This is a genomic window from Micromonospora sp. NPDC047557 (genome assembly GCF_043205095.1).
Lineage (GTDB): Bacteria > Actinomycetota > Actinomycetes > Mycobacteriales > Micromonosporaceae > Micromonospora.
This window is the reverse complement of the sequence record NZ_JBIDDK010000014.1, coordinates 21,367-36,166: the sequence shown is the minus strand read 5'-3', so window position 1 is coordinate 36,166 and position 14,800 is coordinate 21,367. Positions and strand designations below refer to the sequence as shown.

At 72.8% G+C, this 14,800-nt stretch carries 12 protein-coding genes; 6 read left to right on the top strand and 6 right to left on the bottom strand.

What is annotated here, in order from left to right; genetic code table 11:
• Positions 1 to 22 precede the first annotated feature (22 nt).
• Positions 23 to 1,282 carry a PQQ-binding-like beta-propeller repeat protein gene (locus ACGGAQ_RS26265; RefSeq protein WP_393053502.1) on the top strand — a complete coding sequence of 420 codons (1,260 nt, stop codon included), beginning with the start codon at positions 23 to 25 and terminating at the stop codon, positions 1,280 to 1,282.
• A gap of 91 nt (positions 1,283 to 1,373) precedes the next feature.
• Positions 1,374 to 1,727 carry an LPXTG cell wall anchor domain-containing protein gene (locus tag ACGGAQ_RS26260; protein WP_393053499.1) on the top strand — a complete coding sequence of 118 codons (354 nt, stop codon included), beginning with the start codon at positions 1,374 to 1,376 and terminating at the stop codon, positions 1,725 to 1,727.
• 16 nt (positions 1,728 to 1,743) lie between these two features.
• Here ACGGAQ_RS26260 and ACGGAQ_RS26255 read toward each other — a convergent pair whose 3' ends face one another.
• The 6 genes from ACGGAQ_RS26255 to hppD form a co-directional block, all read right to left on the bottom strand.
• Positions 1,744 to 2,667, bottom strand: a complete 924-nt coding sequence (locus ACGGAQ_RS26255; protein WP_393053496.1) for a hypothetical protein — start codon at positions 2,665 to 2,667, stop codon at positions 1,744 to 1,746.
• 127 nt (positions 2,668 to 2,794) lie between these two features.
• The gene (locus ACGGAQ_RS26250; RefSeq protein ID WP_393053493.1) at positions 2,795 to 3,361 is read right to left on the bottom strand and encodes a hypothetical protein; all 567 of its coding nucleotides are present in this window, start codon (positions 3,359 to 3,361) and stop codon (positions 2,795 to 2,797) included.
• A gap of 137 nt (positions 3,362 to 3,498) precedes the next feature.
• Positions 3,499 to 4,602 (bottom strand): histidinol-phosphate transaminase, encoded by a 1,104-nt coding sequence (gene hisC, locus ACGGAQ_RS26245; protein ID WP_354857425.1) that lies wholly within the window; start codon positions 4,600 to 4,602, stop codon positions 3,499 to 3,501.
• Positions 4,599 to 5,582, bottom strand: coding sequence for an RDD family protein (locus ACGGAQ_RS26240; RefSeq protein WP_393053490.1), 984 nt, complete (start codon positions 5,580 to 5,582; stop codon positions 4,599 to 4,601). The genes hisC and ACGGAQ_RS26240 overlap by 4 nt, the downstream gene beginning before the upstream one ends.
• A gap of 67 nt (positions 5,583 to 5,649) precedes the next feature.
• Positions 5,650 to 6,384, bottom strand: a complete 735-nt coding sequence (locus tag ACGGAQ_RS26235) for an RDD family protein (RefSeq protein WP_393053487.1) — start codon at positions 6,382 to 6,384, stop codon at positions 5,650 to 5,652.
• Positions 6,385 to 6,395: 11 nt separating this feature from the next.
• Positions 6,396 to 7,601 (bottom strand): 4-hydroxyphenylpyruvate dioxygenase, encoded by a 1,206-nt coding sequence (gene hppD, locus ACGGAQ_RS26230; RefSeq protein WP_393053484.1) that lies wholly within the window; start codon positions 7,599 to 7,601, stop codon positions 6,396 to 6,398.
• A gap of 130 nt (positions 7,602 to 7,731) precedes the next feature.
• Between hppD and ACGGAQ_RS26225 the strand changes: the two genes are divergently transcribed.
• The 4 genes from ACGGAQ_RS26225 (at position 7,732) to ACGGAQ_RS26210 (ending at position 14,777) form a co-directional block, all read left to right on the top strand.
• Entirely contained in the window at positions 7,732 to 8,238 is a 507-nt protein-coding gene (locus ACGGAQ_RS26225) for an Lrp/AsnC family transcriptional regulator (RefSeq protein WP_354857416.1), read from the top strand.
• Positions 8,239 to 8,317: 79 nt separating this feature from the next.
• Positions 8,318 to 9,760: a PQQ-binding-like beta-propeller repeat protein gene (locus ACGGAQ_RS26220; protein WP_393053481.1), complete on the top strand. Its 1,443-nt coding sequence runs from the start codon at positions 8,318 to 8,320 to the stop codon at positions 9,758 to 9,760.
• Between the two features lie 114 nt (positions 9,761 to 9,874).
• Complete coding sequence (locus ACGGAQ_RS26215; RefSeq protein ID WP_393053478.1) at positions 9,875 to 11,542, top strand: fumarate hydratase; 1,668 nt, start codon at positions 9,875 to 9,877, stop codon at positions 11,540 to 11,542.
• Positions 11,543 to 11,798: 256 nt separating this feature from the next.
• The gene (locus ACGGAQ_RS26210; protein WP_393053475.1) at positions 11,799 to 14,777 is read left to right on the top strand and encodes a BTAD domain-containing putative transcriptional regulator; all 2,979 of its coding nucleotides are present in this window, start codon (positions 11,799 to 11,801) and stop codon (positions 14,775 to 14,777) included.
• The last annotated feature ends 23 nt before the right edge of the window (positions 14,778 to 14,800 follow it).

The window sequence follows — 14,800 nt, the reverse complement described above, 5'->3', positions numbered from 1 at the left end:
GGGTGCCGGGCGGAGGTGCGGCATGGGGTTCCCGAGAGGCCGGCGACGGCTCGTGCTGGGGGTGGCGGTGGTGCTGCTCGCCGTGGCAGCCGTCGCGGTCATCGTCCACCGGGTGCTCGCGCCGGCCGAGGTGAGCACACCGGCGCGCGGGGCATATCCGGCCGCGCCGCGACCGCCCGCCGGTGTGGTCGGTCGGCTGCCGGTCGCCCCGTTGATCGTGGATGGAAGGCTGCGGGTGTACGCCGCCCACCGCCAGGTCTACGCCGACCGACCGGTCGACGGGCGGCACCGGACCACGCCGTACTGGTCGTACCGGCGCTGGCCGGCGGAGCTGACCGGGGTGGTGGCGAGCGGCAGCACCGTGATCAGTCGCTGGTCAGACGGCCGGCTCGTCGCGCTCGACGCGTCCACCGGGCGGGTGCGGTGGCGGGCCGACGGCCCGGTGCCCGCTGCGAGCGCGGCGGTGATCCGGCGGACCGGGGCCGCCACGGTCTGGGACGCGCGCGGGCTGTTCCTCGCCGACTCGGCGGACGGCCGGACGGTGCTGACGGTCACCGGGAACACTCAGGCGAGCGGGGTGGAGGTGTCCAGTGGCCGGGAACTGTGGCGGACCGATCTGCCCGGCGCCTGCCGCAGCGACCTCGGCACCACGGCGACCGGGCAGTTGATCGGCCTGGACACCTGCGCCGGGCCGGCCCTCATCGAGTTCCGGGATGCCGCGACGGGTGTCGTGGGTGAGCGTTGGCGACCGCCAAGCGGCCCGGATCGGCTGGTGGTCACCCCGCTCGGATGTCGTACCGGCCGGTCGGGCTGCCTGGGCCTGCGGACGGCCGGCCCCGGGGACGCCGGTGGCCGCGGCTGGCTGCTGGGCGAAGGCGGGCCGCTGGCCGCGCCCGCGCTGGACCCGGCCGGGGCCACACTGGCCGGTGACCAGGCCGTCGCCGTCGTCGACGGGGTGGCGGTGGGCCGGTCGGCGCGAACGGGCGCCGAGCTGTGGCGTTTCGCCGGCCTGGGACCGGCGTGGGTGCTCGCGGTGCAGCCCGGCCGGGCGCATCTGCTGACCGAGGCCAACGAGCTGGTGACACTCGACCCGGGGACCGGTGCGCTGCTCTCCCGCTACACGCTCAACGTGGGCTCGGACGGCACGGGCTGGGCGCCCGGGGCGGTCTCCGCCGAGGACGGCTACGTCGCTGTGGAACGGCTGCGCGAGCCGGTCGACCCGAACGGCGACGACCAGCGCTACTACCTGACCTCCGAGGCGGTGATCCTGGCCGCCACCTGATCGGGGCACCGGACCATGAAACTTTCCCCCATTTCTGACCAGAAAAGGTACTTTTCTCACGGTTCAGGTTTCTGGTGAGAGGGGTCGACGCATGGGCAGCAGGGCAGCCAGATGGTGGGTCGGCGGCCTGCTCGCCGCCACCGCGAGCCTGGTGATCACGGTGCCGCCGGCGCTCATGTCGGACGACACGGCGGCGAGCGCGTTCGCCGCCGTGCGGGTCGCACCGTCGGACGACACGGGTGTCACCTTCGGGGTGGTGCCGGCCTCGCCGACCGTCACCCCGCCCACGCCCACGCCGACCCGGCATCCGCACACTCCGACGCCCAGCCACGGTGGAGAGCTGCCGGTGACCGGCTCGGGTGGGTCGGTTCTGCTCCTCGTCGCGCTCGGCCTGACCCTGCTGGTCGTCGGTTGGCTGGGCGCACGCCGCCGCCGACCCAGCTGACGCACGCCGGCGGGTGTCACCGTCCGGCCGGGACACGCTCGCGGGGCGCAGCGGCAGGGGAGCGGCGTGAGCGGCGGGACCGGCGCAGGAACACCGCGAGACCGGTGGCCAGCAGCAGTGCCGCGACGGTGGCCCCCAGCGTCCAGGGGGACAGCGCGCGGGAGACGACGGTGCCCTTGCGGCCGGCCTGGCCCGGGTCGGGGAATCGGATCTGTGCGGTCAGGCTCCGCTTCACCAGTCCGCTCTCCAGGTTCACCTCGGCTTTCCAGGGGCCGTTCGGCAGTTCGGCGGGAAACCGGGCGACGACCTGCCCGGCGCCGCCCGGGGGCAGGCTGACGCCCTCCCCGACCGGGAACGGGCCGGCCCGGCTGCCGGCCGGCCCGTCGCTCAGGGTTATCGCGCCGGTCAGGTCGATGGCACGGCCGCCGGTGTTGGTGACCTGGACGGTCAGCGACGGCACGCCCTCGGGGCCGCGGGCCGGTCGCAGGTCGCCGATCGAGAAGTCGGAAGCCGGTTCGCCGCCGGGACCGATGTCGAGATACATCCGGACGCCGACCCGGTGGATCTGCTCGACCTCGCCGTTCGCGCGGGGTTTCGAGGTGGTGGACGCCCAGAGCACCCCGTACCGCTCGCCCCGGGAGGCGGCCGGCGGCACGGTGATTGTGGCCCGGACCCGGGTCTCGCCCCACGGTTCCAGCTCTACGGCGCTGCGATCGAGCGTGGTCCAGGACGTCAGCTCGTTGGCCGCGCGACCCTCACCGAAAATGAACGCCGAACTCCCCAGGGTCGCCGCCGCCGGGTACACGTCGACGTGGCGCGGCTCGCCCGTCCGGTTGACGATCAGCAGTTGCCGCTTGATGGTGGTGCCCGGCGGTAGGTGGTCGACGATGTAGCGCAGCGCCCGCGGGTCGTCGCGGCGGTTGGTCGGGGCCTCCAGCAACCGGATCCCGATGCTGCCCTCGTCCGACCCCGCGTCCGGCTCGGCCGCGCCGGCCCGGGTCGACGAACCCGGACCGGCGAGGCAGAACAGAGCGAGCGCGACCGCGATGGCCGACCGCCCCCGGCGGCTACGCGACCGAATGTGTCACCGTGCCGGTGTAGACGCCCGCGATGCTGTCCAGCGGGACGTTGACCACGAGCGTGGGGTTCCAGTTGGCGGTGTTGCCGCCGGTGCCGCCACTGTGGGTGAACGCCGTGAGGGGGATGGTGCTGGACAGGGGTGCGGCAGCACCCGCGGTGGGCTGTCCCGGCGTGAAGGTGCCGTTACCGGTGGTCGGGGGGACGGCGCCCGCCGCCGGGCCGGACCAGTAGTCGATCTCTTCCGGAAGGACCGTCTCGGGTGGGGAGCCGGTGCCGGTCTGGAACACAGTCGCCGTCACCGAGGCGATCCAGGTCGCGTCGGCGGCGGCCCGGGAGTCGGTGACGGTCACCACGCCAAGCGGTCCGGTGATGGTGCCTCCGGGTGCGCCGGTGCCCAGGTCGGCGGTTGTCGGCGCGGCGATGTCGAGGGTGCCGGCGAGCACTTCGAAGGTCGTGGTCGTGGTGTCGGTGGGCGCTGCGGCGGCTGGTGCGGCGAGGAAGCCGACCATCGCGGCGGCGGCCGCTCCGGCGAGACAGATCTTGGCAGTACGCACTGTTCGTTACCCCGTTTTTCTCGAAGTGAGCCGGCGCGGGTCCACGCCGCACCGGCTACTTCGGAAGATAGGGCAAATGGCACGTGAAACCAGACAAACAGGTACTTATGTCACTGGTTGGTCACACAGTGCGCCGCTCAGGTCAGCGCGGCCTCCGCGGCGGCCAGGAACGCGTCGTTCTCGGCCGGAGTGCCGATGGTGACCCGTACGCCGTCCCCGGCGAACGGCCGGACGATCACCCCGCGCGCCTCGCACGCCTTGCCGAACGCCACGGCCCGGTCGCCCAGCGGCAGCCAGACGAAGTTGGCCTGGCTGGTCGGCACGTCGGGCACGAACTTGCGCAGCGCCTCGGTGACCCGGTCCCGCTCGGCGACGACAAGCGCGCAGCGGCGCTCCATCTCGCCGGCCTGCGTCAGCGCCGCGAGCGCGCCCGCCTGGGCGGCGGTGCTGGTGGAGAACGGCGTGACCACCTTGCGGATGGCCGCCGCCACCACCGGCTGGGCGACCAGCCAGCCGATCCGCAGCCCGGCCAGGCCCCACGCCTTGGACAGGGTGCGCAGCACCGCCACGTTCGGCCGGTCCAGGTAGTCCAGGCCGTCCGGCACCTCGGCGTCGGTGACGAACTCCCGGTACGCCTCGTCGATGACCACCAGCACGTCGTCCGGCACCGCGTCGAGGAACCGGTCCAGCTCGGCCCGGCGTACGGCCGTGCCGGTGGGGTTGTTCGGGTTGCAGACCAGGATCATCCGGGTCCGGTCGGTCACCGCCGCCGCCATGGCCGCCAGGTCGTGCCCGTGCCCGGCGTCGTTGGGCACCCGCACGCTTGTCGCGCCGCTGGTCGCCGCGATGATCGGGTACGCCTCGAACGACCGCCACGAGTAGAGCACCTCGTCACCGGGCAGGCAGGTGGCCCGGACGAGGTGCTCGGCGAGCGCCACCGACCCGCATCCGGTGGCGATCCGGTCCGCGTCCACGCCGTAGCGCTGTGCCAACGCGTCGCGCAGCGCGACCACGCCCATGTCCGGGTAGCGGTGCGAGGCCATGACCGCCTCGGTGACCGCCTCGACCACACCCGGCAGCGGCCCGTACGGCACCTCGTTGCTGGCCAGCTTGATGGCCTCCGGCAGACCCAGCTCGCGGGCCAGGTCGGCAGGACTGCGCCCCGGCACGTAGTTGGGCAGCGCGTCCAGGTCGGCGCGGGTCAGCCGCAGCGCGGGCTCGTGACGTCCGGAGTCGGTCATGGGGTGTCTCCCGAGGGCTGGGGGTGGTCGTCTGGGGCGGGGGAAGCGGCGGTGGCGGGGACCTCGACGACCACCGTCTGCGCGCGCTTGTCGTGCAGCGCCCGGCGCAGCGGGTGGTCGAAGAGCGGGGACAGCGAGTCGACCAGTTGCAGCAGCAGGCCGAGCCCGGCGCAGTACCAGAGCAGGGTGGGCAGGCCCAGTGTCGTCCACCGGGTCAGCGCCCGACCGAAGCCCAACGGCTGGTCGGCGGCGATCGGGACCGCCTTGATCCGCATCACCCGTTTGCCGATGGTCTGCCCGTTGGCCGCCATGGCGGGCACCTCGTACGCCAGCCACAGCGCGGTGGCGATCACCACGATCACCACCTGGAGGAGCCCGGTCTGCTCGCTGATCGGTGGCATCCCCTCGGTGGAGGTGTTGCCCTCCAGGCCCCGCCGGAACGCCTCCCGCCAGTACGGCATCAGCTCGTCCAGCCACCGCCAGACGAACCAGCCGTTGACCAGTACGTTCAGCGCAAACACGAGACCGAAGTCGATCAGCCGGGCGACGAGCCGGCGGCCGTAACCGGCCAACCTGAGCCCGTGCGGCCGAGGCTCGGGCGGTCGGCCGAGCCAGCCGGGGGGACCGCCGGGCGGGGCCCAGCCGGGCGGCACGCCCTGCGGCGTCCAGCCGGGCGGCGTGCCCGGTGGCGCCCAGCCGGGCGGGCCGGCCTGCGGGCCCCAACCCGGGGCGGCCTGCGGACCGTGCCCGGGTTGCGGGGCCGGCCCGGAGTGCGGGGGCCAGCCCGGCGCGGTGCTCACCGGTTGGGCAGTCGCGGGTGCGGCCGAGGCGACCGGTGCGGGCGGCGGCTCGATCGGCGGCGGCCCGTCCGGCGGGGTGGCGTCGACGGGAATGGGCGCGCCGAGCCAACCCTCGCCGTCCCAGTACCGCCGGGTCTCGGTGTCGGCGGGGTCGACATACCAGCCGGGTTGCACGCTCACGCCGACGCTCCGCTTCGCTGCGCGTCGGCGTGCGGCGCCACGCTGCTGGACCTGCTGGTTCGCTCGCTCACGAGGCCACCTTAACGACGATCGTTTCGGCGGCCTTGTCGTGGAGGCACTGCTGCCAGGGCTTGTCCCAGAGCTGCCAGAACCCGTCGAGGTAGCTGACCCCCGGCACCAGGCCGGCGAGTTGCTGCACCAGGTACCGCTTGGCGGCGGTCCAGCGGTCGAGGGTGCGGGTCGGATCGAGCGGCACGACCCGCAACTTCATGGTCTTCTTGCCGAGGGTCTGGCCGGTCCGGAACATCATCTCGACGTAGTACACGTACGAGAGCACGAGCGAAGCGGCGATGATCGCGAGGTCCAGCCACAGCAGGGGCAGCACGAGGTCGCTGTAGAAATCCGGCTCCGCCATGGTGCCGTCCGAGGCGACCTGGAAGAGGTCCGGCGCGATGACGACGAAGAAGTAGATCATCGCGGGCACGGTGAACACCAGGCCGACCACCATGAAGACCGCGCAGTCGATCAGGCCGGCCAGCAGCCGGTCGCTGAAGCTGGCCAGCGGCTGCCCGCCCGGGCTCAGCGTCGGCGGCGGGGCCATCGGCCGGGGTGGGCCGGGATACCACGGCGGTGGGCCGTAGCCGGGCGGCGCGTACTGCGGCGGCGCGGCGTACCCGGGTGGGGCGTATTGCGGCGGCACGGCGTACCCCTGGGGGATCTGTCCGGGCGGCGGCGCGACGCCGCCGGCGGCGGGCGGAGGCCCACCGACCGGCGGCGTCGGGTACGGCGGAGGCTGCGTCACGCTCGACAGTGTTACAGGTTGCCGCGGGCTTCCTGCTCCCGCTCGATGGCCTGGAAGAGGGCCTTGAAGTTGCCCTTGCCGAAGCCCAGCGAGCCGTGCCGCTCGATCAGCTCGAAAAAGACGGTCGGGCGGTCCTGCACCGGCTTGGTGAAGATCTGCAGCAGGTAGCCGTCCTCGTCCCGGTCGACGAGGATCTTGCGGGCCTTGAGCTCCTCGATCGGCACCCGCACGTTGCCGATGCGGGCGCGCAGCTCCGGGTCCTCGTAGTACGAGTCCGGGGTGTCCAGGAACTCCACGCCGGCCGCGCGCATCGCGTCGACGCTGGCCACGATGTCGTTGGTGGCGACGGCGATGTGCTGGGCGCCGGGCCCCTGGTAGAACTCCAGGTACTCGTCGATCTGCGACTTCTTACGCGCGATGGCCGGCTCGTTGAGCGGGAACTTCACCTTGCGGGTGCCGTTGGCCACGACCTTGCTCATCAGCGCCGAGTAGTCGGTGGCGATGTCGTCGCCGATGAACTCCGCCATGTTGGAGAAGCCCATCACCCGCTTGTAGAACTCGACCCACTCGTCCATCCGGCCCAGCTCCACGTTGCCGACCACGTGGTCGACGGCCTGGAAGAACCGCTTCGGCTGGATGCCGGCGTCGATCATCGGCTGCCGGTCCACGATCGGGCCGCGGGCCACGAAGCCGGGCAGGAACGGGCCGCGGTAGCGGGAGCGGTCGACCAGGGTGTGCCGGGTGTCGCCGTACGCCGCGATGGCCGCCATCCGGACGGTGCCGTTCTCGTCGCTCACCTCGTGGGGCTCGACGACGCCGGTGGCGCCCTGGGCGACGGCGTGCGCGTACGCGGCGTCGACGTCCGGCACCTCCAGCGCGATGTCGCTGACCCCGTCGCTGTGCTTCGCCACGTGCTCGGCGCCGTCGGCGTCCGGGCGGACCGCGCCGGTCAGCACGAACCGGGCCGAGCCGCTGGTCAGCACGTACTGGGCGTGGTCGCGGTAGCCCTGCTCAGGGCCCCGGTACGCCACGCAGGTCATGCCGAAGGCGGTGGAGTAGTAGTGCGCGGCCTGCTTGGCGTTGCCGACCAGGAAGTGCACGTGGTCGAGCCCACGGACGGGGAACGGGTCGTGGCTGATGTCGTGGTCGACAGCGCCGACGAGCCGGTCGACGTCGACGTCCTCGGTCGACTGGGGTCGGTCGATCGCCTGGGTCATGGTGGCCTCCCTCGCGTACCGGCCGGCCTCGTGGGCCGGTTCTTGACCGAAGGATCGCGGTGCGGGCGTCGAGTGGGCAACTGTCGGCGTAAATGCTGGTCAGGTTGTGCATTCGGTATGGTCAGAACCCATGAAGGGTGAGCAAGCTGTGCAGCTCGACGTGCTCGACGTGCGGTTGGTCGAACTGCTCGCCGAGGAGCCGCGGATCGGGGTGCTGGAGTGCTCCCGGCGGCTCGGCGTGGCCCGGGGCACCGTGCAGGCCCGGCTGGACAAGCTGGTCGACCGGGGTGTCATCGGTGGCTTCGGCCCGGAGATCTCGCCGGCCGCGATCGGGTTCGGGGTGACCAGCTTCGTCACGCTGGAGATCAGTCAACGGCAGGGCCACGACCCGGTCACCGCTCACCTCGCGGCGATCCCCGAGGTGCTGGAGGCGCACACCATCACCGGCTCCAGCGACCTGCTCTGCCGGATCGTGGCCCGCTCCAACACCGACCTGCAACGGGTCATCGACCAGATCGTCTCGTCCGCCGGCATCACCCGCGCGTCGACGATCATCGCGCTGGCGGAGCAGATCCCCTACCGCACGCTGCCCCTGGTGCGCAGCGCCGTCCGGGCCGAGGGACGAACACCCACGTAACACCTCCGGGCCCAGAAAGCGCGGCGACACGGCGGCGCGGGGCGTACGGAAGATCCGTGATCGTGGCTACGGTGTGCGGGTGGCGAAGGGGAGCGTGCGCGGTGGGCTGCTGCTCGGCCTCGCCGTGGTCGTCGCCCTCGCCGCCACCGGCGTGTGGAACCCGTTCCCCGGCCTGTGGGAGTGGGTGGACCGCAGCGAACCCATCTCCGAGCCGGACGTGGTCTGGCAGCAGCGGGTCGGCGGCACCCCGCGCAGCGTGACCATCGCCGGCGACGCCGTCGTGGTCGAGCAGCGCACCCGGGTGGAGGCCCGCAGCCTGGCCACCGGCGCCCAGCTCTGGGAACGCAGGGCGGACTGGTCGGCGGTCGCGGGCGGCGACCGCGACTCGGTCGTCGCCGTGGGCAAGCTCCTGGTCAAGGGGTACGAACTGCTCGACCCGACCACCGGGGCGACCCGGCGACGCGACGACGACGCCGTGGCCGTGTGGACGTACCGCAATCTGCTGCTGGACGCCCGCTGCACGGATGCCACCGACTGCACCCTGAGCGCGTGGGACCCCCGGGGCACCGCCCCACTGTGGACGGCCTTCCTGCCCGGCGTGCACAGCGGCCTGCTCGCCGACAACCCGGGCCTGCGCGGCACCCGCCGGTTCACCGCCACCCGCATCGACGACGGGGTGGCCGGGCCGGAGCCGGTGCCTCCGCTGCTCGGCTTCCCGGTCGACGGCCGGGTGCACGTCGTGGACACCGCCACCGGCCGGGTGCTGCAGAACGTCGAGCCGGGCCGGGACGAGCGGCTCTCCGTGGTGGGCGGCCGGATGCTGCGGATCGCCGCCCGATCCCAGGACGGCACCTGTTACTTCGCCATCTCGGCGCGGGATCCGGCGACGGGGCAGGAGGCGTGGCAGCGGGCCGGGGTCAACCTGCGCACCGCCGACACCGCCGGCTGCGTCCAGCGCGAGGACCCGCAGGGAGCGCGCAACGTCCTGATCGGCGTGGGTTCGGACGGCCGCGAGGCGGTCATCGACGGGTACGACGGGCGGCTGCTCTGGGTCGGCGAGGCGAGCACCAAGCTCGTCGCGGTCGACGACCGTTACGCGGTGTTCCGCTCCGCGGACAAGCGCTCGGTGGTGTCCCGTGAACTCGGCGCCGACCGGGTGCGGTGGACCCGCCCAGCCAGTGCCAAGGCCGGCGCCGCGCTCACCCCGTACGCGGCGGTGCTCGCCGACGAGAAGCCGTCGAGGTTGGTCGCCCTCGACCCGCGCAGCGCCCGGGAACTGGCCGTCCTGCGGACCTCCGCGAACGCCCTCGCCGTCGGGTCGCAGGGAATGATCATCGGTGAGGGGCGGGAGATCGGGTACGTCCGCTTCGGCGCCACCGGACGCGCCCCCGTCCCGCCTCCCGGCGACGGTGGCAACCCGGGCCCCGGCGGCACCGGCCCCGGGCGGGGCAACGACGGCGACGGCGACTGCGGGCCCAAGGGTGAGCTGTGTCCCGATCCCGACGGCGGCAAGGACGGCTGAGCGGGCGGGACGTCGGTGCGCGGAGCGCGGCGGACCTCGGGGGATGAGAGCGGCGTCCCAGACCCAGCCCGGCGGGTGGGAATGATCGACCGGTCTGCCCTAGGCTTGCCGCTCATGAGCAGTGCCGCCGCATTCTCGTACGCCCCTCTGCTGCCGACCGGTCCCGACCAGACGGACTATCGCCTGGTCACCGACGAGGGCGTGGACGTCGTACACGGCCCGGGGGGCCGTCGTTTCCTCACCGTGGAGCCGGCCGCGCTCACCGCGCTGACCGCCGAGGCGATGCACGACATCGCGCACTTCCTGCGCCCGGCGCACCTGGCCCAGCTCCGGGCGATCATCGACGACCCGGCCGCGTCGCCGAACGACCGGTTCGTCGCGCTGGACCTGCTGCGCAACGCCAACATCGCCGCCGGCGGCGTGCTGCCGATGTGCCAGGACACCGGCACCGCGATCGTGATGGGCAAGCGTGGCCGGCACGTGCTGACCGACGGCGCCGACGCCGAGGCCATCTCGCGGGGCGTCTACCAGGCGTACACGAGGCTCAACCTGCGCTACTCCCAGCTCGCCCCGCTGACCATGTGGGACGAGCGGAACACCGGCAGCAACCTGCCGGCCCAGGTGGAGTTGTACGCCGAGGACCCGGACGGGCACCCCGACGCGTACAAGTTCCTGTTCATGGCCAAGGGTGGCGGCTCGGCCAACAAGTCGTACCTCTACCAGGAGACCAAGGCGCTGCTCAACCCGACGCGGATGATGCAGTTCCTGGAGGAGAAGCTGCGGCTGATCGGCACGGCCGCCTGCCCGCCGTACCACCTGGCCATCGTCATCGGCGGCACCTCCGCCGAGTACGCGCTGAAGACCGCGAAGTACGCCTCCGCGAAGTACCTGGACGCTCTCCCGACGCAGGGTTCGATGAGCGCCCACGGCTTCCGGGACGTGGAGCTGGAGGCGGAGGTGCTGGAGCTGACCCGCAACTTCGGCATCGGCGCGCAGTTCGGCGGCCGGTACTTCTGCCACGACGTGCGGGTGGTCCGGCTGCCCCGGCACGGTGCCTCGTGCCCGGTGGCGATCGCCGTCTCCTGCTCGGCCGACCGGCAGGCCGTCGCCAAGATCACCCCGTCGGGCGTCTGGCTGGAGCGACTGGAGACCGACCCGGCACGGTTCCTGCCCGACGTCACCGACGACTCGCTCGACTCCGAGATGGTCGTCCGGGTCGATCTGAACCGGCCGATGGACGAGATCCGCGCCGAGCTGTCCAAGTATCCGGTGAAGACCCGACTGTCGCTGTCCGGGCCGCTGGTGGTGGCCCGCGACATCGCCCACGCCAAGATCGCCGAGCGGTTGGACGCCGGTGAGCCGATGCCGCAGTACCTGCGCGACCACGCGGTCTACTACGCCGGCCCGGCGAAGACCCCCGAGGGGTACGCGTCCGGCTCGTTCGGCCCGACCACAGCCGGGCGGATGGACGCGTACGTGGAGAAGTTCCAGGCCGCCGGTGGCTCGCAGGTGATGCTGGCCAAGGGCAACCGGTCCGGTCAGGTGACCCGCTCCTGCCAGCAGCACGGCGGCTTCTACCTCGGCTCGATCGGCGGCCCCGCGGCCCGCCTCGCCCAGGACTGCATCAAGCACGTCGAGGTGCTCGAATATCCGGAGCTGGGCATGGAGGCGGTCTGGAAGATCGAGGTGGAGGACTTTCCGGCCTTCATCGTGGTCGACGACAAGGGCAACGACTTCTTCGCCGAGGTCACCAAGCCGGTGCTCACCGTCGGCCGCCGCTGACTGACGCGTACGCGAAGGGGTGCCGGGCGAACTCGCCCGGCACCCCTTCGGTCGTCCGTGCTCTGCCGACATCGGTGCGCCCCGCCCCTGGGGTGGGAGGGCGCACCGCCCCCGTCGGATGTCGTCACCGACAACCCGGACCGAGTCTGCGGCGCACCGCACTCGATCCGCTCTCAGATCACTATCACCACAATGCGGCGATCCGTGATCGTCGGGCTACGCTGCTGGAAGTTGCGCCATCGACGCGGGGGAGCGAATGCGGTTCGGGATCCTGGGGCCTCTGCGCGTCGGCGGTGGCGAGTCCACCGTCACCGCTGGCCGGGACCGGGTCGTGCTCGCCATGCTGCTGCTCCGTGCCGGCCGGCTGGTGCCGATCGAGGAGCTGGTCGACGCGGTGTGGGAGGAGCGCCCGCCGGCGACCGCCCGGGCCCAGTTGCAGACCTGCGTCTCCCGGCTGCGTCGCCGGTTCACCGAGCTGGGGCTCGCCCCGGAAACCATCATCACCGATCCGGCCGGGTACGGCGTTCGCACCGCCCCGAGCGACCTGGATGCCGAGGTCTTCGCCCGTGGCGTCGAGGAGGCCCGGGCCGCCGCGGCGGCCGGTCGGCTGGCCAACGCGGGTGAGCGGTACCGCTCGGCCCTGGCACTCTGGCGCGGGCCGGCGCTCGGCGGTATCCCCAGCCGCAGTGTCCGTCGCCGCGCGCAGGCGCTCGATGAGCAGCGCCTCACCGCCCTGGAGGAGTGCGTCGACGTCGAGCTACGCCTCGGGCACGCCGCGGAGCTGATCGACGAGCTTGCCGAGAGCGTCGACAGGCACCCGCTGCGGGAGCGTCTGCGGGGCCAACTGATGGTGGCGCTGTCCTCGGTCGGCCGACAGGCGGACGCGCTCGCGGTCTACCGGGAGGGCCGGCGCTCCTACGCGGACGAACTCGGCATCGAGCCGGGCGCCGAGTTGCAGGCGCTGCATCAGCGCGTGCTCGCCGGCGACCTCGCCCTGGCCGGTCGGGAGATCCGACCGATCGCGCCGGTCCGCTCGCTGCCCCGGGCGATCGGTGACTTCACCGGCCGGCAGCAGACGCTGGCACGGCTGGCGAAGGACGTGGAGGCCGGCGCGCGGATCCAGCTCATCGACGGGATGGCCGGCAGCGGCAAGACCACGCTCGCGGTGCACCTCGCGACCGCCCTCGCGGACGACTACCCGGACGCCCAGCTCTACATCGACCTGCACGGGCACAGTGAGCGCACCCCGCTGACACCGTCCGCGGCGGTGGCCACGCTGCTGCGGCAGCTCGGTGTACCCGCCGAGCGGGTGCCGACCAACCAGGACGACCGGTTGGCGCTCTGGCGCACGGAGCTGGCCGGCCGGCGAGCCCTACTCGTGCTGGACAACGCGGCCACCGCCGACCAGGTGACTCCGCTGCTGCCCAACGGCTCGCACTGCCTGATCCTCATCACCAGCCGTCGCCGGTTGGTCGGTGTCGACGAGGGTCGACCGTCGTCGCTGCCCGTGCTCGACACCGACGAGGCCGTCGAGCTGCTGGGCCACGTGGTGGGTGTCGACCGTGTGGCGGCCGAGCCGGAGGCGGCCACCGAGGTCGTCCGCCGCTGCGGGCACCTGCCACTCGCCATTCGGCTGGCCGGTGCCCGGCTCGCGCATCGGCCCCGCTGGCGTATCGCCGACCTGGCCGAGAGGCTGACGAGCCGACCGGACCCGCTGGCCGAGTTCGAAGCGGGCGACCGGTCCGTCGGTCGGGCCTTCGCCCTGTCGTACGCCCAGGTGTCGCCGGCGGCGCAGCGCGCGTTCCGGCTGCTCGGCCTGCACCCGGGGGTACGGTTCGACACCCCGGTCGCCGCCGTCCTCGCCGAGCTGCCCCTGCCCGATGCGCAGGACCTGCTGGACGAGTTGGTCGACGCGCACCTGGTGGAGGAGGCAGAGCCGGGCCGGTACCGGCTGCACGACCTGGTCCGGGAGTACGCGCGGACCTTGGTGGCCGAGCCGGAGCGGGCGGTCGAGCGGCGGGACGGCATCGAGCGCCTGCTCGATCACCACCTGCACGTCGCCGCGGCGATCGCCCGCACGAGGGAACTCTCCTCGGCCCACTCGCTGATCGTGGTGGCCGAGCCGCTCCGCGCCGACCTGGTCTCGATCGCCGCCGAGCGGGGCGGCGCCTGGCTCGACGAGAACCTGCCGCTGTGGACGGCTCTGGTCCGGCTGGCGGAGACCGAGCGGTTGCTCGGGCAGTGCTGGCAGTTGGCGAGGGCCTGCTGGCACGCCCAGTTCGAGAGTGGTCGCCTGGACGAGTTGATCGAGACGCACTCCGCCGGCCTGCGTGCCGCCGAGGAGTTGGGCGACGACCGGGCGGTGGCGACGATGCTCAACTATCTCGCCTCGGCTCACTACCGGCTGGGCGATTTTTCCGAGTCGACCCGGCTGATGGAGAGGTCGCTCGGCATCTTCCGCCAGCTCGGTCTGCGCCGCGAGTACCGCAACACCCTCGGCAACCTGGGCACCTCGTACGCCGCGGACTTCCGGTTCCGCCGTGCCCAGGAGTGCTACGACGAGGCCCGGGCGCTGGCGACGCGGATGGGTGACAAGGGGGCGCTGGCGAACGAGCTCAACAACCTGTCGATGACCCTGCTGCTGTGGGGCCGCAACGACGAGGCGTTGCTGACCGCCCGACGGCACCTGGGGATCGCCCGCGAGGTCGGCGACCCGCGGCGGGTCAGCAACGCCCTCGGGCACCTCGGGATGATCCGGCATCGGATGGGTGACGCGGGACCGGCCGCCCGGTTGCTGCGGGCCGCGCTGCACATCAAGCGGCAGGTGGGCGCCCGGTTCGGTGAGGGTGAGGTGTTGAACGAGATCGGGATGATGGAACGGGAGGCCGGCCGCCCGGAGCGGGCCGCCGACCTGCACCGCGCGGCGCTCGTCGCGATGACCGAGGCGGGGGACCGCATCGCCCAGTGCGGCTCGCGTAACCTGCTGGCCCGGGCCATCCTGGACCAGGGCGACGTGACCAGCGCGCTCGACCTGTACCGCCGGGTGCTCGCCGACGCGACCCAGATAGGCGCCCGATACGAGCAGGGCCGCGCGCTGGAAGGGATGGGCCGCTGCCTGCGTACGACCGACCCGTCGGCGGCACGCGCGCACCTGACCCGGGCGCTGGCCCTGTTCCGCCAGGTCGAGTCGCCGGACCGGCACGAGGTGGAACGGCTGCTCGCCGAGCTGGGCTGACGGATCATCTGCGGGTCGGCCAC